The organism is Pseudomonas sp. B1-22 (assembly GCF_050474425.1).
In the GTDB taxonomy this organism is placed as follows: Bacteria; Pseudomonadota; Gammaproteobacteria; order Pseudomonadales; family Pseudomonadaceae; genus Pseudomonas.
Genome location: NZ_JBCHVH010000001.1, coordinates 287,721 through 307,495, shown reverse-complemented (window position 1 = coordinate 307,495; position 19,775 = coordinate 287,721). Strand labels below are relative to the sequence as shown.

At 67.0% G+C, this 19,775-nt stretch carries 20 protein-coding genes, 1 tRNA gene and 1 riboswitch; of the genes, 9 read left to right on the top strand and 12 right to left on the bottom strand.

Features of this window, described 5'->3' with window-relative positions; genetic code table 11:
- Positions 1 to 144: 144 nt before the first annotated feature.
- The gene (gene cobO / locus ACQ5BL_RS01440) at positions 145 to 756 is read right to left on the bottom strand and encodes a cob(I)yrinic acid a,c-diamide adenosyltransferase (protein ID WP_243805777.1); all 612 of its coding nucleotides are present in this window, start codon (positions 754 to 756) and stop codon (positions 145 to 147) included.
- Positions 757 to 770: 14 nt separating this feature from the next.
- Complete coding sequence (gene btuB, locus ACQ5BL_RS01435; RefSeq protein WP_243805779.1) at positions 771 to 2,615, bottom strand: TonB-dependent vitamin B12 receptor; 1,845 nt, start codon at positions 2,613 to 2,615, stop codon at positions 771 to 773.
- Positions 2,616 to 2,729: 114 nt separating this feature from the next.
- Positions 2,730 to 2,955: riboswitch (cobalamin riboswitch) on the bottom strand.
- 130 nt (positions 2,956 to 3,085) lie between these two features.
- On the opposite strand from btuB, the gene ACQ5BL_RS01430 reads away from it, so the two are divergent.
- Genes ACQ5BL_RS01430 through ACQ5BL_RS01415 form a run of 4 tightly spaced genes read left to right on the top strand, consistent with a single transcriptional unit; the run spans position 3,086 to position 6,587 of the window.
- Positions 3,086 to 4,231 carry an ABC transporter permease gene (locus ACQ5BL_RS01430; protein WP_243805781.1) on the top strand — a complete coding sequence of 382 codons (1,146 nt, stop codon included), beginning with the start codon at positions 3,086 to 3,088 and terminating at the stop codon, positions 4,229 to 4,231.
- Positions 4,228 to 5,013, top strand: coding sequence for an ABC transporter ATP-binding protein (locus tag ACQ5BL_RS01425; RefSeq protein ID WP_430292765.1), 786 nt, complete (start codon positions 4,228 to 4,230; stop codon positions 5,011 to 5,013). The genes ACQ5BL_RS01430 and ACQ5BL_RS01425 overlap by 4 nt, the downstream gene beginning before the upstream one ends.
- Entirely contained in the window at positions 5,014 to 5,952 is a 939-nt protein-coding gene (locus ACQ5BL_RS01420; RefSeq protein WP_207885075.1) for an MlaD family protein, read from the top strand. It abuts the gene before it with no gap.
- Positions 5,949 to 6,587 carry an ABC-type transport auxiliary lipoprotein family protein gene (locus ACQ5BL_RS01415; protein ID WP_243805783.1) on the top strand — a complete coding sequence of 213 codons (639 nt, stop codon included), beginning with the start codon at positions 5,949 to 5,951 and terminating at the stop codon, positions 6,585 to 6,587. Before ACQ5BL_RS01420 ends, ACQ5BL_RS01415 begins: the two co-directional genes overlap by 4 nt.
- A gap of 61 nt (positions 6,588 to 6,648) precedes the next feature.
- Here ACQ5BL_RS01415 and ACQ5BL_RS01410 read toward each other — a convergent pair whose 3' ends face one another.
- The 7 genes from ACQ5BL_RS01410 to hflK (ACQ5BL_RS01380) all read right to left on the bottom strand — a co-directional run bounded on the left by ACQ5BL_RS01410 (position 6,649) and on the right by hflK (ACQ5BL_RS01380) (position 13,971).
- Complete coding sequence (locus tag ACQ5BL_RS01410) at positions 6,649 to 6,903, bottom strand: hypothetical protein (protein WP_207885077.1); 255 nt, start codon at positions 6,901 to 6,903, stop codon at positions 6,649 to 6,651.
- A 189-nt stretch (positions 6,904 to 7,092) separates the two neighbouring features.
- On the bottom strand, positions 7,093 to 7,299 hold the full coding sequence (locus ACQ5BL_RS01405; RefSeq protein WP_243805784.1) for a hypothetical protein: 207 nt from the start codon (positions 7,297 to 7,299) through the stop codon (positions 7,093 to 7,095).
- 64 nt (positions 7,300 to 7,363) lie between these two features.
- Positions 7,364 to 9,328, bottom strand: a complete 1,965-nt coding sequence (locus tag ACQ5BL_RS01400; RefSeq protein WP_243805785.1) for a heavy metal translocating P-type ATPase — start codon at positions 9,326 to 9,328, stop codon at positions 7,364 to 7,366.
- 21 nt (positions 9,329 to 9,349) lie between these two features.
- A complete protein-coding gene (locus ACQ5BL_RS01395; RefSeq protein WP_243805786.1) occupies positions 9,350 to 9,802 on the bottom strand; it encodes a hypothetical protein in 453 nt (150 codons plus the stop codon).
- 133 nt (positions 9,803 to 9,935) lie between these two features.
- The gene (gene hflK, locus ACQ5BL_RS01390) at positions 9,936 to 10,976 is read right to left on the bottom strand and encodes a protease modulator HflK (RefSeq protein WP_207885080.1); all 1,041 of its coding nucleotides are present in this window, start codon (positions 10,974 to 10,976) and stop codon (positions 9,936 to 9,938) included.
- A complete protein-coding gene (hflC, locus tag ACQ5BL_RS01385; protein ID WP_430292764.1) occupies positions 10,973 to 12,013 on the bottom strand; it encodes a protease modulator HflC in 1,041 nt (346 codons plus the stop codon). The genes hflK (ACQ5BL_RS01390) and hflC overlap by 4 nt, the downstream gene beginning before the upstream one ends.
- On the bottom strand, positions 12,010 to 13,971 hold the full coding sequence (gene hflK, locus ACQ5BL_RS01380; protein ID WP_243805790.1) for a protease modulator HflK: 1,962 nt from the start codon (positions 13,969 to 13,971) through the stop codon (positions 12,010 to 12,012). Before hflK (ACQ5BL_RS01380) ends, hflC begins: the two co-directional genes overlap by 4 nt.
- A gap of 241 nt (positions 13,972 to 14,212) precedes the next feature.
- On the opposite strand from hflK (ACQ5BL_RS01380), the gene ACQ5BL_RS01375 reads away from it, so the two are divergent.
- The 5 genes from ACQ5BL_RS01375 to ACQ5BL_RS01355 all read left to right on the top strand — a co-directional run bounded on the left by ACQ5BL_RS01375 (position 14,213) and on the right by ACQ5BL_RS01355 (position 18,394).
- Positions 14,213 to 15,214 (top strand): D-cysteine desulfhydrase, encoded by a 1,002-nt coding sequence (locus ACQ5BL_RS01375; protein ID WP_243805792.1) that lies wholly within the window; start codon positions 14,213 to 14,215, stop codon positions 15,212 to 15,214.
- A 118-nt stretch (positions 15,215 to 15,332) separates the two neighbouring features.
- Positions 15,333 to 16,133, top strand: coding sequence for a cystine ABC transporter substrate-binding protein (gene tcyJ, locus ACQ5BL_RS01370; protein ID WP_243805794.1), 801 nt, complete (start codon positions 15,333 to 15,335; stop codon positions 16,131 to 16,133).
- Positions 16,130 to 16,804 (top strand): cystine ABC transporter permease, encoded by a 675-nt coding sequence (tcyL, locus tag ACQ5BL_RS01365; protein WP_279577251.1) that lies wholly within the window; start codon positions 16,130 to 16,132, stop codon positions 16,802 to 16,804. The genes tcyJ and tcyL overlap by 4 nt, the downstream gene beginning before the upstream one ends.
- Positions 16,801 to 17,556 (top strand): L-cystine ABC transporter ATP-binding protein TcyN, encoded by a 756-nt coding sequence (gene tcyN, locus ACQ5BL_RS01360; protein ID WP_243805796.1) that lies wholly within the window; start codon positions 16,801 to 16,803, stop codon positions 17,554 to 17,556. The genes tcyL and tcyN overlap by 4 nt, the downstream gene beginning before the upstream one ends.
- A gap of 139 nt (positions 17,557 to 17,695) precedes the next feature.
- Complete coding sequence (locus ACQ5BL_RS01355) at positions 17,696 to 18,394, top strand: pirin family protein (RefSeq protein WP_243805798.1); 699 nt, start codon at positions 17,696 to 17,698, stop codon at positions 18,392 to 18,394.
- Between the two features lie 52 nt (positions 18,395 to 18,446).
- Here the strand turns inward: ACQ5BL_RS01355 and ACQ5BL_RS01350 are convergent.
- From ACQ5BL_RS01350 to ACQ5BL_RS01340, 3 genes are all read right to left on the bottom strand, one after another.
- Positions 18,447 to 18,522 (bottom strand) — tRNA-Ala (locus ACQ5BL_RS01350).
- Positions 18,523 to 18,563: 41 nt separating this feature from the next.
- Positions 18,564 to 19,226, bottom strand: coding sequence for a class I SAM-dependent methyltransferase (locus tag ACQ5BL_RS01345; RefSeq protein WP_243805800.1), 663 nt, complete (start codon positions 19,224 to 19,226; stop codon positions 18,564 to 18,566).
- 18 nt (positions 19,227 to 19,244) lie between these two features.
- Positions 19,245 to 19,775 carry a C40 family peptidase gene (locus ACQ5BL_RS01340; RefSeq protein ID WP_207885093.1) on the bottom strand — a complete coding sequence of 177 codons (531 nt, stop codon included), beginning with the start codon at positions 19,773 to 19,775 and terminating at the stop codon, positions 19,245 to 19,247.

Below are 19,775 nucleotides of genomic sequence, written 5' to 3'. Positions count from 1 at the left end.
CAAAGTATGGCGCTCGCCGGCCAGCACTTTGGACGGACGACACGGCAGCACAGTGGTTGATCAACTCAAACCGTTGATGCATGAAGCACCCAACTGCCCCCTCTCCCCTTGGGAGAGGGCTGGGGTGAGGGCAAGCCACGAACATCAGAACTCCACCCCTTTCTGCGCCTTGATGCCGGCCTTGAAGGCATGCTTCACCAGGCCCATCTCGGTCACGGTATCGGCCGCCTCGACCATCGCCGGCAGCACGCCGCGCCCAGTGGCGACCACATGCTGCATCGGCGGGCGGGCCGCGATGTCGGCCAGCACGGCATCCAGCTCCAGGTAGCCGTGCTTGAGGGCGATGTTCACCTCGTCCAGCACCACCAGGCCGACCTGCGGATCGCTCAGCAACTGGCGGGCGACCTCCCAGGCCTCGCGAGCCTTGGCGATGTCGCGCTGGCGGTCCTGGGTCTCCCAGGTGAAGCCCTCGCCCATCACGTGGTAGCTGACTTCTTCGGGGAAGCGCCGGAAGAAGGCTTCCTCACCGGTGGTGGCGGCGCCCTTGATGAACTGCACCACGCCCACTTTCATGCCGTGGCCCAAGGCGCGGGCGACCATGCCGAAGGCCGAGCTGCTCTTGCCCTTGCCGTTGCCGCTGTTGACCAGGAACACGCCACGTTCGCCCTGGGCCTGGGCGATCTTCTCGTCGATCACGGATTTCTTGCGCTGCATGCGCGAACGGTGGCGTTCGTCCTTTTCCGGGGATTCGCTCATCGGTCTCTCTCCTCTCAAAGGGCCTGGTAGCGCACGCCGAAGAGTACGGCGCGGCCGGGCTGTTCATAGCCCAGGGTGGTCTGGTAGTCGGCGTCGAACAGGTTGCTCAGGCGAGCTTGCAGGCGCCATTCCGGGTTCAGTTGGTATTCGCCGCGCAGGTCCAGCGTAGCGAAACCGCCCAGGCGATTGCGGTTGGCCAGGTCGTCGTAGCGATGGCCCTCGGCATGCAGGCTGGCGCCCAGGCTCAGCGCGTCGAAGCGCCGGCCGAGGTCCAGGTTGAACAATTGCCGGGCACGGCGCGGCAGGTCGTTGCCACGGCTGCCGCTGGCACGGCTTTCCGGGTCGAGCAGGCTGGCATTGGCGTTCCACACCCAGTCGTGCCACTGGCTGCCCAATTGCAATTCGATGCCGCGTATGCGCGCCTGGTCGATGTTGTCCGGAGCGCGCAAAGCCGAGTCGTAGGCGATCAGGTCGTCGATCATGGTGCGGTACAGGTTCACCGCCCAATGCCCCCAATCGTGGCGACCATCCACGCCAACTTCCAGGCTGCGCGAGGTTTCCGCGTCCAGGTCGGGGTTGCCGTAGCCGGGGTAATAGAGTTCGTTGAAGGTCGGCGCCTTGAAGGCCGTGCCGTAGCTGGCGAAAGCGCGCACGGCGTCGGTCAGCGCATAGCCCCAGGCGAGGTTGCCGGTGTTGCGGCTGCCGAACTGCTGGTTGTCGTCGTGGCGCAGGCTCAGTTGCCAGTCATGGCGCCCTACGCTGCCCAGGTACTGGGCGAAGGTGCCGCGGTTGTCGCGGGAGGTCACCGCGTAGTCGGTGGAGCTGCTCAGCTCGTCCTGCTGCCAGTCGTAGCCCAGGGTCAGGGTCTGGCCTGGGGCGAGGTCCAGGTCGTTCTGCCAGGACGCGGTGTCGCGGCGGCTGTCGAAGCGCGAGTAGAAGGCGCCGTCCTGATAGGCGTCGGAGTCGTCCTCGCTGCGCCCGGCGGACAGGCTTACCCGCCAGGGCTCCAGTGGGACGAAGCGCGCACGGCCGCCGATCACCCGCTGCACGCCATCGTTGTAGGCATCGAAGCCCTGGGTGCGGCGGCTGTTCACCGTGTCGAAGTCATTGTGGAAGTCGGTCTGCAACAGGCTGCCGTCCAGCTCCAGGCCGCTGTCGAAACGGTAGCCCGCACGCAGGGAACCCGAGAGGTTGCGGTAGCCGTCGCTGTCCGGCTCGTGGCCGTTGGCGCCGTTGGCCTTGGCATCGATGCCGGCGGTGTCCAGGCTCGACACGCCGAGGGCAAACCAGCCGCGCCCATTGCCGGCCGAGGCTCCGGCGCTGCCTTCGTAGGTGCTCTGGCTGCCCGCGCCAGCGTAGGCCCAGGGCTTGAAGCCCTGCTCCACAGCCTGGCGGGTGAAGATCTGGATTACCCCGCCGATGGCCTCGGAGCCATACAGGCTGGAGCGCGGCCCGCGCACCACTTCGATGCGCTCGACCAGCTCCACCGGCAGGTCCTGCAGCGACGCACCGCCGGAGGACACCGAACCGGCCTTGACGCCATCGATCAGCACCAGCACATGGTCGGATTCGCTACCGCGCATGTAGAGATTGGTGGCCTTGCCGGGGCCGCCGTTGCTGCTCAGGGAGATGCCCGGCAGGCGCCGCAGCAAGTCGGGCACCGACTGTGCCTGGACGCGTTCGATATCGGCACGGTCCAGCACGCTCACCGAGGCGAGGCTCTGCCCGGCGGGTTGTTCGGTGCGGGTGGCCGTCACCAGCTGGTCGTCGAGCGCCAGCGGCGTTTCACCGGCCGCCAGGCCGATACAGGAGAAGCCGCCCAGCGCCAGCGCCGTCGGCCAATAGAGGTAATGCTTCACGTGAACTCACTCCGCCGCTCTCACCCGCGCGGCTCTGACCCGAAAGGGCAGGCGGAGGACGGGAACGCCCCGGCAGCACAGGCCGGCCGGAGCGATCGGCAGCGCCTCCCGCGATGCCATGGCGTGCAGCAGGCCGGTCTCCGGGCTTGCGAGTGGGGCCGTGACAGGCTCCGGAAACCGCGCCTTCCCATGCCGATGGCACAGTGGCGAAATGCGGCTCGATGCTCGCTTACCGTTGCGGGGGCAGCGCCGGAATGGTCGAACCCTGAGGTCCGAATTCACCGGCTTCCCTGTTTCACCCCCGACTCACGCCGGGGGCACCTGAAGCAGGCGCGCAGCTTAGAGGCTCGCGGCCTGGGGCGTCAATTGAACAGACTGTCGCGGCCGTCGCCAAGGCCCGATCCAGAGCGCCCAAAAGGAGAAACACAAGTCCAGTGGAGGCACGGCAGAAACTCGCTAGAATGCGAGACATGACGACGACTGCACAGCCCGGCCAGCTCCAGCTCGATCCCCAATCCAGCCCATCGCTGATGCGCGTCAGCGGCGACTGGACGCTGGCGCATTTCAGTAGCCTGGAATCCCAGGTCGCCAACGTACGCCACGGCGACCAACCCGCCGAGCTGGACTTCAGCGGCCTGGGCGCCCTGGATACCGCCGGTGCGGCGCTGCTCGCCGACGTCATCGGCGGCGCGCGCATGGGCCAGCTCGAACAGATCACCCACAACCTGCCCGCCGAGCGCCTGGCGCTGCTGCGCGCCGTGGGCGGCGCCATCACCCAGTGCCGGCTGGACGAACGCAAGCCGCCGCCGGGCAATGCCATCGTCGACATCCTCGAACGCATCGGCATCGCCACCATCGCCGTGCGCGGCCATGTGGTCGGCATGCTCGGCTTCATCGGCCTGACCCTGCAGACCCTGGCACGCACGCTGCTGCGCCCGCGCCGCTGGCGGCTCACCTCGCTGGCCGCGCACATGGAGCAGACCGGCCTGGACGCCGTGCCCATCGTCGCCCTGCTCACCTTCATGGTCGGCGCGGTGGTGGCCTTCCTCGGCGCCACGGTGCTGAAGAAGTTCGGCGCGGCGATCTACACCGTCGACCTGGTCGGCTTCGCCTTCCTCCGCGAGTTCGGCGTGCTGCTCACCGCCATCCTCCTCGCCGGCCGCACCGCCAGCGCCTTCACCGCGCAGATCGGCTCGATGAAGGCCAATCAGGAGATCGACGCGATCCAGGCCCAGGGCATGGACCCGGTCGAGCTGCTGGTGCTGCCACGGGTGCTCGCCCTGCTGTTCACCCTGCCGCTGCTGACCTTCCTGGCCATGATGTCCGGCATCTTCGGCGGCGGCGTGGTCTGCGCCCTGAGCCTGGACATCTCGCCGCGCATGTTCCTCTACATGCTGCAGAACGACATCGCCGTGCAGCACTTCCTGGTCGGCATCGTCAAAGCCCCGGTGTTCGCCTTCCTCATTGCCGTGATCGGCTGCCTGGAAGGCTTCCGCGTCAGCGGCAGCGCGCAGTCGGTGGGCGAGCACACCACCTCCAGCGTGGTCCAGTCGATCTTCGTGGTGATCCTGCTGGATGCGGTGTTCGCCCTGTTCTTCATGGAGATGGGCTGGTGAGCGAACCGATCATCGTCGTCCGCGACCTGGCCAACCGCTTCGACAGCCATGCCGTGCACGAGCACCTCGACCTCGACGTGATGAAGGGCGAAATCCTCGGCGTGGTCGGCGGCTCGGGTACCGGCAAGTCCGTGCTGTTGCGCAGCATCATCGGCCTGCGCCAGCCCAGCGAAGGCCGCGTGGAAGTCTTCGGCCAGAACCTGCTGGAGCTGCCGCCGCCGAAACGCTCGAAGCTGGAACGCCGCTTCGGCGTGCTGTTCCAGAACGGCGCGCTGTTCTCCTCGCTGACCGTCAGCGAGAACATCTGCCTGCCGCTGATCGAGCACGCCGGCTTGTCGCGCAGCGATGCCGAGTTCATGGCCAAGGTGAAGATATCGCTGGCCGGCCTGCCGCCGGACGCCGGTGCCAAGTACCCGGCCGAACTCTCCGGCGGCATGGTCAAGCGCGCCGCCCTGGCCCGCGCCCTGGCGCTGGATCCGGACATCCTGTTCCTCGACGAACCCACCGCCGGCCTCGACCCCATTGGCGCGGCGGCCTTCGACCAACTCATCCTGACCCTGCGCGACGCCTTCGGCCTCACCGTGTTCCTGGTCACCCACGACTTGGACACCCTCTACACCATCTGCGACCGAGTCGCCGTGCTCTCGCAGAAGCGCGTGCTGGTGGTGGGGCCGCTGGAACAGGTAGCCGAGACCAACGACGCGTGGGTGCAGGACTACTTCCACGGCCCCCGGGGCCGCGCCGCGCTGCAGGCCACCGAGCACCTGCGGGAGGAAAGCTGAATGGAAACCCGTGCCCATCACGTGCTGATCGGCCTGTTCACCCTGCTCGTCTCGATTGGCGCGCTGCTATTCGCCCTGTGGCTGGCGCAGTCGAGCAACGACCAGAAGTTCAAGTACTACGACGTGATCTTCAACGAAGCGGTGAGCGGCCTCTCCGAAGGCGGCTCCGTGCAGTACAGCGGCATCCGCGTGGGCGACGTGGTGTCCCTGCGCCTGGACCCGAACGACCCGAGCAAGGTCAGTGCGCGCATCCGCGTCTACGAAAGCACGCCGATCCGCGAAGACACCCGCGCCAAGCTGGCACTCACCGGCGTCACCGGCCAGGCCATCATCCAGCTCTCCAGCACCGCCCAGAACAGCCCGCCACTGGTGAGCAAGGACGGCAGCATCCCGGTGATCAAGACCATCCCTTCGCCATTGGCCAAGTTCCTGGCCAATGGCGGAGACATTGCCGAAAACATCAACAACCTGCTCACCAACACAAGCCGCCTGTTCTCCCAGGAAAACGTCGACCACATCAGCCGAACCCTCGATCACATCGACCAGGCCACCAGCGTGATTGCCGAACAGCGCGACGACATCCGCCAGACCGTCAAGCAGCTGGCCGCCGCCAGCGAGCAGGCACGCATCACCCTGGCCAACGCCAGCGCACTGCTTGAACGCGCCAACCAGACTCTCGGCAGCCGTGGCCCGGCCATCCTCGACGACACCCAGAAGACCCTGGCCGCTCTGCGCGCCAGCAGCGAGCGGGTCGAGCAATTGCTCAACAACAACTACGACTCGGTGAACGGCGGCCTCAATGGACTGGGCGAAATCGGCCCGGCGGTGCGCGAGCTGCGCTCCACCCTGGAGGACCTGCGCGGCGTCACCCGCCGCCTGCAGGAAAACCCCGCCGGCTACCTGCTCGGCCGCGAACGCAACAAGGAGTTCCAGCCATGACCGCCCTACCCCGCCTGCTCGGCGTCGCCGCCCTGCTCGGACTGCTCAGCGCCTGCTCGATCCTCCCGGAAGCGGAAACCCCGGACTTCTACCTGCTGCCGGCGGCCCAGCAGCCGACACACAGCAGCGCCACGCTGGACTGGTCGCTGCGGGTCAGCGCGCCCAGCGCGAGCCTCGCGCTGGACAGCAACCGCATCGCGGTGATCCCCCAAGGCAACCAGATCAGCAGCTACCAAGGGGCACGTTGGGCCAACCGCGCCCCCGGACTGCTGCGCGACCGCCTGCTCGACGCCTTCACCGCCAACGGCAGCATCCACGCCCTGAGCAGCGACGAATCCAGCCTGCAGGCCGACCTCGACCTCACCGGCGAACTGCGCGCCTTCCAGAGCGAGTACCAGGGCGGCAAACCGGTCGTACACATCCGCTACGAAGCGCGCCTGGTGCGCACCCTCGGCCAGCGCATCGTTGCCTCGCGCAGCTTCGAGGTCCGCCAGCCGGTGGACGGCAAACAGGTCGCGGAAGTGGTCAGCGCCTTCGGCAAAGCCAGCGACCAGCTCGCCGCGCAGGTGGTGGAGTGGACGTTGCAGCAGGGGCAGGCGCAGAAGATCGCGCAGCCAGCCAAGCCCGGCCAATGATCCCGGCCCGAGCTAGCGGGCCTTCATCACAGGTTTCGCCTACCGGGAGCAGGCCGCGCCTTCACTTGTGGCAATGGTAGGGGCTCTCGCCCTCCAGCTCCTGGTCGTTATCCACGTCGTGGATCGTCACGATGGCCTTGGGGTACACCGAGCAGAGGGAATTGCGCACGGTGTAGATGCCGCTGCCGTGGGCGAGGAACTTGCCCTTGCCCAGGGCATTGCCCGCTTCGTCGTGGGCGCTGAGTTCGTAGTTGCCGGTCATGGTGATGCAGCCACCCAGGGCCAGCAGGGACAGTACGGGGAGCAGGTATTTCATGGCATCTCCTTGCTACGCGATGCGCCTGTGGGTGGCGCGTCCGTCATTCCCTGACGGTTTCGCGAAAGCGGGCTGGTGATTCGAACGACCGCCGGTGGCTGGCGGTGGGGATTCGACCCAGATTCAGCGACGCAGTTCAGCCAGCGGACCCTCCGATGTTGTCGGAGAGTCCAAAAGCTGAATGCCGTCTCAGCGCTTGCCCATCGAGCGGCGAGAACCGCGCGGATGCGGCGGGCGGTATTCCGCCTTGTCGCGCGCCTTGCGGTGCTGATAAGCAGTGCTCGCCTGCTTCTGTGCCGCCAGGGCAGCCTTGGCGAGCTCAGTCAGGGACAGGGTGGTGGAGTCTTGAGCGTTTTCCGCGCTGTCGTCGCGGGGCGGCTGCTGAGAGGAAGTCATGGGTAAAAGGTTCTGCAAGAGATTGGAACGGCACACATGATAGCCGATCTCGCCGGCCTGCGGCTCATGCCGGCACCTCGGCAAGACGAGCGCCCGGCTGGCCGAGGGCTTCGTCGAAGCGCAGCAGGCGGCCGGCATTGCCCAATACCAGCAGGGTGCTGAGGTTGTGCAGGATGGCCGCGATCATTGCGCCGGCGGCGCCCAGCAGGCCGAAAGCGGCGGCGGCGACGATGGCCAGGGTCCAGCCCAGGCCGATAAGCACGTTGACCTGCAGGGTGCTGCGGCACTGACGACTCAGGCGCACGCAGGTCCCCAATCGACGAAGATCGCTGCCGATCAGCACGATGTCCGCCGAAGCCAGGGCGATATCCGCCCCACCGGCGCCCATCGCCACACCGACCACGCCGGCCTTGAGCGCCAGCGAATCGTTGATGCCATCGCCCACCACCAGCGGGCGGAAGCCCTTGCGGATTTCCTCGTTGACCCGGGTGAGCTTGTCTTCCGGCAGCGCCTGGGCCACCACGCTGTCGATGCCCACTTCGCGGGCCAGCGAATCGGCCACGCTCTGGCGGTCTCCGGTGAGCAGCAGTTGCCGGCCGATCCCCAATTCCCGCAGGTCGGCCACGGCGTGAGTAGCCTCCGGGCGCACGCTGTCGGCCAGCAGCAGCCAGGCGCGGAAACGACCGCCGAGGGACAGCCCGGCAATGGGGCCGTCGTGGTCCGGCACCGCCGGTGTCGAGATTCCCAGGCGAGCGAACAGCTCCGGTCGGCCGAGGGCGGCCTCGCCCTGCTCCGTCTTGGCAACCACACCTAGGCCTTGCCGCTCGTGGATATCGGCCAGCGGGTGATGCGCATCGTGCGGCGCCAGCGAAGCCAGTGCACGGCTGACCGGGTGGCTGCTGGCGGCGCCAAGGCTGGCGGCCAACCGCTCGATGTCATCGCGACGTTCACCGGCCTCCGGGCGTACCGCCTGCAGGCGCAGCGCGCCGTAGGTCAGGGTGCCGGTCTTGTCGATCACCAGCGAGGTCAGGTCGGCCAGTTCCTCAAGGAAGGCCGAACTGCGAATCAGGATGCCGTGGCGGGCGGCGACGGCGATCCCGGCGATGGCGGTGGCCGGCGCCGACAGCACCAGGGCGCAGGGGCAGGCGGCGACCAGCACGGCGAGCATGGCCTGTGGGTCGTTGGTGATGAACCAGGTGACGGCGGCGATCAGCAGCACCAGCACCATGTAGCGCCCGGCGTAGCGCTCCAGCAGGCGCGTGATGGGTGGCTTGGACTGTTCGGCGCGCTGCATCAGGGCGATGACCTTGCCGAGGGTGGATGCATCGCCGGTACGGGTCACTTCGATGCGCAGCAGGCCGTCGAGGTTGATCGCGCCGCCGTAGACCTCCATGCCGACGCCCGCTTCCAGCGGCACCGACTCACCGGTGATCGGCGCGGTATCCAGGCTGGCCTGGCCTTCCAGCACACGGCCGTCGGCGGGCACGCGGTCGCCGGCGCGGACTTCCACCTGGTCGCCGGCGCGCAGTTCGCCGTTGTCCACTTCGCGAACGCTGCCATCGGCGGCGATCAGCCGGGCCTGGCTGCGGGTCAGGCGACCCAGCGCCTCGATGGCCTCCTGCGAGCCGATCACGCTGCGTTCCTCCAGCACGTGGCCGAAGATCATGATGATCGGCAACAGCGCGGCGGTCATCAGGTCGCCGGTGGCCCAGGCGCCCAGCATGGCCAGGGCGATGAGCTGATCGGTGATGCCGTGCAGGCTGGGATGCCGCAGGCTGTACCAGCCCGAGCGCAGCACGGGCACCGCCACCAGCAGCGAGGCAACGCCCAGGAGCATCTGCGCCACGCCTTCCTGCTGCGGGGCGAACCAGCGCCAGAGCAGGCCCAGCACCAGCAGGCCGAGGGCGATCATCGCCAGGCTGAGCTGGCGCGCCGCGCTGCGCTGCTCGTCGCGGGTGAGCATTCCACCGGTAAGGTGGCCATGGGAGTGGCCGTGGTGCGCATGGCCGTGATGGTGGTGAACGCTCATACCGCGAAGGTGCCTGCTTTATTAGTTGAGGGGTGGGAACAGGGTCCCCGGCCGGGTCGCGTACTCGTTGGCTTCCGCTTCGGTCAGTACCCAGATCTGGTTGATCTGCTTGTCGAGGCCGGGTTTGACGGCGACGACCTTGCCCTTGAGCAGCGGCATCATTCCATTCACGACGAAGTGGTTGTTCTCGTCGCGGATGCGCACGGACGCCGCCACCGGATAGGTGATGTTCTTGCGGTACAGCCCAAGGGTGAGGATCTGCTTGAGCAGGCTGGGCCGGGGGCGTTTCAGCGTGATCATCGGGAACTGCGCGTAGTCGACGAACGCCAGCATCATGCCCGGCGGCAGGACCCGGTCGGCCTGCGCCGGAAGGCTGCAGCCCAGCACCAGCGCCAGCGCGCCCAGGCACTGCAGGGCCAGGCGCCGCAACGAGCGTCGGGTTCTATCGGTGGTGTGAAGTCCGGCTGATGTCATTGGATGTCCCGCCCCTGGTGTTCCTGGTTGTCGTTATCCGCCCGGACGAAGATGCCGGGCTTGTGTTGCGAGCGTAGCGGTTCGCCACGAGGCTGTCCGCACATTGATTCACAGCCTCCGGCGATAAGCCTGCTCACGGCTGCGGGCCTTCCAGGATCAGGTGTCCGGAATCACGCGGATCGACAGTGGTCACCGAGCCGGCGCGGGACAGGATGCCCGGCACGCGCTCGCGGTAAAGGCGCAGCAGCAGCCCGGGGTCGGCATGCTGTTGCTGGGTTTGCGCCAGGCTGGTGATGGTGGCGGTATCCGCCTGGGAGCGGGCCAGGCGCTCGCTGGCCTGGGCATGGGCGACCTGCAAGGTACGGTCGGCGGCCTGGTTGGCGGCCTGGAGCTGGCGAGCAGCGTCGTTCTGTGCCGCGGCCACACCCTGCTCCGCCTGCTGGCTGGCGGTCAGCACGGCGTTGAAGGCGCTCACCGCCTCGCGCGGCAAGGAGGACTGCACGTCAACCCGCTCGATCTCGATACCCAGCCCATTGCCGGCCGACACCAGCGCGGCCAGGCTGCGATTGATGCCCTGCTGCAGGTCGCCGCGCAACCGCTCGCGGCGTTCGGCGACGCTGCTGTCGGCGCCGATCAGCTCGGGGCGGGCGACCAGGATGGTGTCCAGGTCGCGGGATGCACACACCGCCACGGCGTTGCGCGCCACCAGGCGATCCAGCGCCGGCAGCACGTGATCGCCCTGGAGCACGAAATCGTACGGCGAGGTGACCTTGTAGAACACCCGCACATCCAGCTGCACCACACCGGCATCGCCGGTAAGCAGATAGCCGGAGCCCGCGGTGGCATCGTTGGCGAGGCTGCCATCCAGATCTGACTTCTGCGCCAGCCCCGAACGCAGCAGGGTCTCCACCCGGCGCTCGATCACCCGGTCGGCAGACGGCAGGATCACCACCTGTTCGAACGGACGCGGCCAGGCCAGCAGCAAACCGGCGTTCTGGATGCGTTCCAGCGCCCCCATGCGCAGGACCACGGCACGGCTTTCCGGTCCGATCTGGCGGACGTTGGACAGCGCCCAGCCAAGCGCCGCCAGCAGGGTCACGCCGTACAGCGCCAGGAACGCCAGGCGCCCGGCCTGCAGCCAGGGGCTTGCGCCCTCCTCTCGCCGCTCGGTCATTGCGCGTTGCCCGGTTTGGCGGACGGCTGCGTCGGCGGGCCGTCCACCAGCACCTTGAAGGGAGCCGCATCGGTGCGCAGCACCAGGCGCGTGCCGGAGTTGACCAGGGTGCCGAGGGTGTCCAGCGAACGCAGCATGTTGTACAGCTCCGGCGAGCCGCTGTAGGCCTTGCCGTAGATGTCCGCCGCCTGTACCCGCGACTGGGCCTCGATGTCGGCGGCCTTCACCGTGGCGTCGGCCTGCAGGATGCGCGCGTCGCGCTCGGCGGCGGAGCGGATCTCGGCGGCCTTGCGCTTGCCCTCGGCGGTGCGCTGGGTGGCGATGGTCTCGCGCTCGGCGCGCATGCGGTCGACCGTGGCGCCGAGGGTGACTTTCGGCAGCGTCAGCCGTTCGACGCCCACCTGGACCACCCGCACGCCGTAGGTGTCGAGCAACTGGCGCTCGATCTGCTCGCGTAGGCGCTGTTCGAAGTCGGCGATGCGCACCTTGCCGGCATCGGTGTTCACCAGATCGGAGAGGTCGAAGCCGCTGGCGGTGGTCTCCAGCGCGGAGCCGACGAAGGTTCGAATCTGCCGGGCCGCTTCATCGGGCTGGTTCTGCACCGCGCGCATGAAGCGCTGGATGCTGTCCGGGTCGGGTTTCACCTGCCAGGCGACATAGGCCTGCACGATGATCCGCAGGCCATCGCGGGTGCCGACGTCCTGCAGGCCGCTGGAGGTGGTGCGCAGGCGCAGGTCGACCGGCACGGCCGCCTCGAAGGGAATCGGCAGGCGCCAGGCGAGACCGGGTTCGAGCAGGACGCGAGCCGGATTGCCGAAGCGGGTGATCACCGTCGCCTCGCCGGAGCGCACCTGCACCAGGCAGGCGGTCGCGGCGGCGAACAGCACCAGCAGGCTGGCCAGCGCGGTACGGCGCCAGGGGAAGCGCGCCGGCCCCTCGTCATGGTGATGCTCATGATGGTGGCCGTGATCATGGTCATGCCCATGATCGTGGTCGTGGTCGTGCGGGTGATCGCCGTGGACGTGGGTCGGACTCAAGGTGCGATCTCCTGGGTACGGTTGGCGGGCTTGCCGCGCTGCGGATCGACCGGCGCGCCGAAGCTGCGCAGATCGAGGGTCGGCGCCTGGTCCGCGTTCAGGCGGTGGTCGATGACCAGGCTGCGGGCGCCGGCCAGGCCCTGGCCCAGCTGGCTGAAATACTGTTCGAGCAGGAAGGCCTGCCCGGCACGCTGCCAGGCGGAGCGTTCGGCGCCGAAGCGCAGATCGACCGCCTGGGCCTGGGCGAGGGTTTCCCGGGCATCGGCGGAGGCCTTGTCGGTCGCAGCGCTGGCGGCCTGCCGGGCGGCGTTGGTCTGCTCGGCGGCCTTGCCCTGCTCGCGGGCAATCAAGGCCTGCGCGGTGATCTGCGCCGCCTGTACGCCGTGGTAGGCATTGGCCGCACCGGCCGGCGGATGGATCGCCTCGACCACGGTGGCGAGGATTTCCACGCCGCTGTCGAGGCGGTCGAGGTCGGCCTGTACGGCCTTGCCGATGTCCCGCGCCAGCGCTTCGCGCTCTGCGCCCAGCACACCGTCGAGAGTGCGCGCGGCGAAGTCGTGGACCAGCACGCGATTGGCGGTGCTGCTGATCAGCGCCGGCACATCGGTGCTGTTATAGGTCGCCGCCAGAGCGGCCTTGTCGCTCAAGCCGATGCGATAGACGAAGCGCACGTCCATGTTGACGATCTGGAAACTCTGCTGGCCGCCGGCTTCGCTGGCGATCACTTGCGAGTTCTCGCTGACGTGGGAGGCGTCCCACAGGCGGTTGGCGGCCTCCGGCGCGGGGCCTTCGGCATCCACCAGCAGGTCCGCCCGGGCGGAATCGCCGGAGGTCGCCAGTTCATGGATCACCCCGTTCTCCACCGGCAGCACGCGCCCAAATGGCCACGGCAGCCCGACGTGCAGCCCCGGCGGATAGACCGCCACGGGCTTGCCGAAACGTTCGTAGACACCCCGCCCGTTCATGGCGATCTCGCTGACGCCGGTGAGCAACCAGCCCACCAGCAGCATCAATCCCACCACGGGCAGGAAGGCGCGGCGTATGAAACCGAAGGCCCAGACCTGGCGCAGGTCGATGCCGAAGCGCTGCTGCAACTCGCTCTGCAGGAATTGCAGCGGACGTGGCGGCCAGCGCAATTGCGCGGCGACCAGGCTTTGACCAACCAGCCGGGGCTCCTCGCGCGGGCGCTGGGGGCTGAAGACCGAAAGCAGCGCGCGCAGGATCAGCTCCACCGCCAGCAACGCCGGCAGCAGCCCGACCAGTACCACGATCCGGCTCGGCCACAGACTCTCGCCATTGGAGAACAGCAGGCCGGGCAAGGACAGCAACTGCACGGCGATGACCGCACGCACCATCGGCGACAGCGCGCGAGCTTCGGGCCACTCTTCCTGGCTCGCGGCATTCAGGTGTCGCTCCGCCACCAGCAGGCCGAACGCCGACAAGGTCAGCAGGCCGGTGACTATCCAGCCAGCCTGTCCAACGGCAACAGCGGGGGTCGCAAGGTTCCATCCGGCCTTGACGATCAACAGAGCGACCAGCGCCAGGCCCGCCAACCAGAGGGCGCCGACACCGATGCGCTGCGCCAGGCGCCGGCTCGAACCACTGATGCGCTCGAGCAGACGGTCGTAGGCACTGAGCTGGGCAAGATCGACCGGTGCTTCAGGCGCCGGGGCAGTCTCCGTCGTCCCGATTGCCGCCGCGCGCCAGTGGGCCACGCGCCAGGCCGATTGGCTCACCGCCGCCAGCAACAGCAGGGCGGCGGCGTTGTTGCACAGCAGTGGCAGCCAGAGCGAGTCGGCGGTGAACAGGCCAATGAAGATCGCCGCCAGGAACAGCAGCGCGGCAAGCCCCCCCGAGAGCCAGGCCAGCAGCTTCAGGCGACGCGACTGGTACGCCGAACGCTGGAAACGCGGCAACCCTTCCAGGCTGCGGTCCTCGATGTCCAGGTCGACTCTCATGAATGCTCCAACGATTGAACGGATCGCCCACCTCTTTCGAGCGAAAGCGGCGCGCCGGCGAGCCTGAGCTTAGAAGATTAAGGCTCTATGAAGCCGGCGATTATATTCCTGTAACCTTATAACAAAACATGTGAAGAGCTCGTGATGCCGACACCCGCCGCAACGCCGCATTAAGTCCATTGCCGCGCGCTCCCGGGCGCTCTATCGTGGCGTCCTCATCCCGCTGAACCGAGACGCCTCCATGAATGCCCTGCGCGAATCGCTCGCCCGCTTCCCCCGACTCGAACTGGCCGGCAGCCCGACACCGCTGGAGAAGCTGGAGCGGCTTTCCGCACACGTCGGCCGCGATATCCACGTGAAGCGCGACGACACCACGCCCTTCGCCCTGGGCGGCAACAAGGTGCGCAAGCTCGAATTCCTCGCCGCGGATGCGCTGCGCGCCGGCGCCGACACCCTGGTAACTGCCGGGGCAATCCAGTCCAACCACGTGCGCCAGACCGCAGCGGTCGCGGCCAAGCTGGGCCTGCGCTGCGTGGCACTGCTGGAGAATCCCATCGGCACTGGCGACCACAATTACCTGAGCAACGGCAATCGCCTGCTGCTCGACCTGTTCGGCACCGAGGTCGAACTGGTACCCAATCTGGACAACGCCGACGAACTGCTGCAGCAGACCGGCGAACGCCTGCTGCGTGAAGGCCGCAAGCCCTACCTGGTGCCCATCGGCGGCTCCAACGCCCTCGGCGCGCTGGGCTATGTGCGCGCCGGGCTGGAACTGGCCGATCAGATTCGCCAGAGCGGCCAGCGTTTCGCCGCCGTGGTACTGGCTTCCGGCAGCGCCGGCACCCATGCCGGATTGGCCGTGGCGCTGGCCGATGCCCTGCCGGAACTGCCGGTCATCGGCGTGACCGTTTCGCGCACCGACGCTGCGCAGCGGCCCAAGGTGGAGGGGCTGATCCAGCGCACGCTGGAACTGCTCGGCCAGGACGTGGCCAAGGCGCCGAAGGTGGAACTCTGGGATGAATACTTCGCCCCGCGCTACGGCGAGCCCAATGCCGGCACGCTCGATGCGGTGCGCCTGCTGGCCAGCCACGAAGGGCTGCTGCTCGACCCGGTCTACACCGGCAAGGCCATGGCCGGCCTGCTCGATGGCGTCGCCCGCCAGCGCTTTGCTGCCCAGGGGCCGCTGCTGTTCCTGCACACCGGAGGCTCGCCGGCACTGTTCGCCTACCACCCGGCGACTTGATCCTTGATCAAATAAGCCTAAGCATGTAATTTTTTATTATTTTATAGAATAACAACTACAACCCTATAGTCGCCACGCGTTGACTAACCTGCTTAAAACACCAAAAACGGGGCTCACCATGACCTTCACTGCACTGCGCCGTCACTTCCTGTTTGCCAGCCTGACCCTCACCCTTGGCGCCAGCCTGTTCGGCCAGGCCCAGGCCGCCGAAGACCAGCTCGCCCAGATCAAAGCCAAGGGCGAAGTCCGCGTCGGTCTGGAAGGGACCTATCCGCCCTTCAGCTTCCAGGACGAGAACGGCAAGCTCGCCGGCTTCGAAGTGGACTTCTCCGACCTGATCGCCAAGGAGCTGGGCGTCAAGGCCAAGCTGCAGCCGACCAAGTGGGACGGCATCCTCGCCGCACTGGAATCCAAGCGCCTGGACCTGGTGATCAACCAGGTGACCATCTCCGAGGAGCGCAAGAAGAAGTACGACTTCTCCGAGCCCTACACCGTTTCCGGCATCCAGGCCCTGGTGCGCAAGGGTGACGAAAGCAAGTACGACACTCCCGAGAAGCTCGCCGGGGTGAAAGTCGGCGTCGGCCTGGGCACCAACTACGAACAGTGGCTCAAGGAGCACGTTCCGCAGGCTGACGTACGCACCTACGAGGACGATCCGACCAAGTTCCAGGACCTGCGCAGCGGCCGTATCGACGTGATCCTGGTGGACCGCCTGGCCGCCTTCGACATGGTCAACAAGACCAATGGCGCCATGGCCCTGACCGGCGCGCCCTTCGCTCGCCAGGAAGCCGGCATCGCCCTGCGCAAGGGCAACCCGGAACTGCTCGCGGCGCTGAACAAGGCCATCGACAAGCTGCGTGCCGACGGCACCCTGAAAAAGCTGTCGGAAAAATGGTTCAAGGCTGACGTGACCCAATGATCGACGCAAGCCTGCAGCTTGCGCTGGATTCCGCGCCCTTCCTGCTCAAGGGCGCGGTCTTCACAGTAGTCCTCAGCGTAGGCGGCATGTTCTTCGGACTGCTGCTGGGATTCGGACTGGCGCTGATGCGCCTGTACGGTTTCACCGCCCTGAGCTGGCTCGCCCGCATCTACGTGTCGTTCTTCCGCGGCACGCCGTTGCTGGTCCAGCTCTTCATGATCTACTACGGTCTGCCGCAACTGGGCATCGAGCTCGACCCGCTGCCCGCGGCGCTGATCGGCTTCTCGCTGAACATGGCCGCCTATGTCTGCGAGATCCTGCGCGCCGCCATCGGCTCCATCGACCGTGGCCAATGGGAAGCCGCCGCCAGCATCGGCATGACCCGCGCCGAGACATTGCGCCGGGTGATCCTCCCGCAGGCCGCGCGTACCGCGCTGCCGCCGCTGGGCAACAGCTTCATCTCGCTGGTGAAGGACACCGCGTTGGCCGCCACCATCCAGGTGCCCGAACTGTTCCGCCAAGCCCAACTCATTACCGCGCGCACCTTCGAGGTCTTCACCATGTACCTCGCCGCCGCGCTCCTCTACTGGGTGCTCGCCAGCATCCTGTCGCACCTGCAGAACCGCCTGGAAGAGCGGGTCAACCGCCATGACCAGGAGCACGATGCATGATCGAAGTACGCCAGCTCACCAAGCAGTTCCGCGGCCAGGAGGTGCTCAAGGGTATCGACCTGACCGTCGAGCCCGGCGAAGTGGTTGCGATCATCGGCCCCAGTGGCTCCGGCAAGACCACCCTGCTGCGCTGCCTCAATCTGCTGGAGGTGCCCAACGGCGGCACCATCCAGGTCGGCGAGATCCGCATCGACGCCTCGCGTCCGCTCAGCGGCCAGCAGGGGCTGATCCGCAAGCTGCGCCAGCATGTGGGCTTCGTGTTCCAGAACTTCAACCTGTTCCCGCACCGCACGGCGCTGGAGAACGTGATCGAAGGTCCAGTGATCGTGAAGAAGGAGCCGCGCGCCCAGGCCATCCAGCGCGCCCGCCAGTTGCTGGCCAAGGTCGGGCTGGCCGGCAAGGAGGACTCGTATCCCAAGCGTCTCTCCGGCGGCCAGCAACAACGTGTCGCCATCGCACGGGCGCTGGCGATGCAGCCGGACGTGATCCTGTTCGACGAGCCGACCTCGGCGCTCGACCCCGAACTGGTCGGCGAGGTGCTGGCGACCATCCGTGGCCTGGCGCAGGAAAAGCGCACCATGGTCATCGTCACCCACGAGATGAGCTTCGCCCGCGACGTGGCGAACCGGGCGATCTTCATCGACAAGGGCGTGATCGTCGAACAGGGCGACGCCAAGGCGCTCTTCGCCAATCCACGGGAAGAGCGGACTCGGCAGTTCCTCAGCAAATTCCTCACCCAGGGCGGGTCCTGACCCGCCGCAAATAAATCGACAAAATCGATTCATTTGCTCGGATATTTGCGCTTTTATATCGATCGATTGCGAGAGAACATAGCCCCCATGAACCGCACGAGCCGGTGATCCCGCCGGCCGTGCCCATGAGGACTTCGCCATGATCGAACGCAGACCCTTCCAGCAACTCGGCGGTGCCAACCACGGCTGGCTCAATGCCAAGCACCACTTCTCCTTCGCCGAGTACTACGACCCCGAGCGTATGGACTGGGGCAACCTCCGCGTCTGGAACGATGACGAAATCGCCGCCGGCACCGGCTTCCCGCCGCACCCGCACCGCGAGATGGAAATCATCACCTACGTCCGCCAGGGCGCGATCACCCACCAGGACAGCCTGGGCAACAAGGGCCGTACCGAAGCCGGCGACGTACAGGTCATGAGCGCCGGGACCGGCATCGTGCACTCCGAGTACAACCTCGAGAAGGATGTGACCAAGATCTTCCAGATCTGGATCATCCCCTCGGTACGCGGCGGCACGCCGTCCTGGGGCGCCAAACCCTTCCCGAAGGGCGACCGCGCCGGGCGCTTCGTCACCCTGGCCAGCGGCTATGAGAACGACGCCGACGCCCTGCGCATCCGCGCCGAGGGCCGCCTGGTCGCCGCGACCATCAAGGCCGGCCAGAGCGCCGAGTACGAGCTCGGCGACGGTCGCCGCGCCTACCTGGTACCGGCGACCGGCAAGGTGGAAGTCAACGGCGTGGCACTGGAGGCCCGTGACGGTGCTGCGATATCCAATGAAGCAGTGGTCACGGTGACCGCCCTGGAAGACAGTGAAGTCATCCTGGTCGACATCGCCTGACGGCACGCGGTAGAAATGAAAAGGCACGCCATTGGGCGTGCCTTTTTGTTTCTGGTGGACCGAATGAGGATCGAACTCACGACCTCCGCATTGCGAACGCGGCGCTCTCCCAGCTGAGCTATCGGCCCGATACAAAGCAATCTAGCCCCGCGCGGCCAGGCCGGCAATTTCATCGCTTGCGGCAAAGACTCATGCCGTCACCGATCGGCACCAGCGAGTAGTCAATCCGGATATCTTCCTTCAAGGCCCGATTGAGCTGCTGGATGGCCCGCGTGTCGTCGCTCTCCGGTTCAACCTCCAGCACCCGCCCGCTCCACAACACATTGTCGAAGACCACCAGCCCGCCGCTGCGCAGCAGCTTCAGGGCGTATTCGAAATAGGTGGGATAGCGCGCCTTGTCGGCATCGATGAAGACCAGATCGAACGTTCCGTCCTCACCGCCAGCCACCAGGCTCTCCAGGGTGGACAGCGCCGGCCCCAGGCGCAGCTCGATGCGGCCGTCGACGCGCGCCTCTTGCCAATAGGAACGCGCAGTCTCGTTGTAGTCGCCAGGCAGATCGCAGCACAGCAGGTGCCCGCCAGCGGGAAGCGCCTCGGCCATGCACAGTGCGCTGTAGCCGGTGAAGGTACCCACTTCGAGCAGGCGCCGGGCACCGATTAACTTCACCAGCAACGCGAGGAATTGCCCCTGCTCCGGGGCAACCTGCCAGCGCGACATGGGCAATGCGGCGGTCTCCTCGCGCAAGCGGGCCTTGATCGGCGAGTCGCGCAGGGAAACATCGAGCAGGTACTGGTAGAGGGAATCGTCCAGATTCAGTGTGCGCGTGGTCATGGCCCCTCCCGGACAAGATCAGGGATGCAGGGCGAGACTCTGCACGGCCAGGACGCGCTTGGCTTCCAGGAACGCCTTCTGCCAATAGGCGCTGTCGAGGCTGTCCAGGCGTACGGTCCCGCCCGTCCTGGGCGCATGAACGAAGCGCCCTTCTCCGACATAGATACCCGCATGACTCACGCCACGTCCACCGCTGGTAGCGAAGAACACCAGATCGCCACTCTGCAGCGATTCGCGACCGATGCTGGGCGCGCGCAGGGTAATCATCTCGCGGGTGGAGCGCGGCAGTTGCAGACCGGTGGCATCGCGGTAGACGTAGCCGATCAGGCCGCTGCAATCGAAACCGCCATCGGGCGTGTTGCCCCCCCAGCGATACGGCGTGCCAACCAGGCCAATGGCACGGATCAGGACATCATCGGCCGCTTGCGAATTGTAGGCAGGGAGCGAAGGCGCGTTCACCACGGGCGGAGGCGACGGCGGAGTGCGGCTGGCGCAGGCGGCCAGGGAGGCGAGAAGAGCGAAGAGAATGACGCGCTGTGGAGCGAGCAT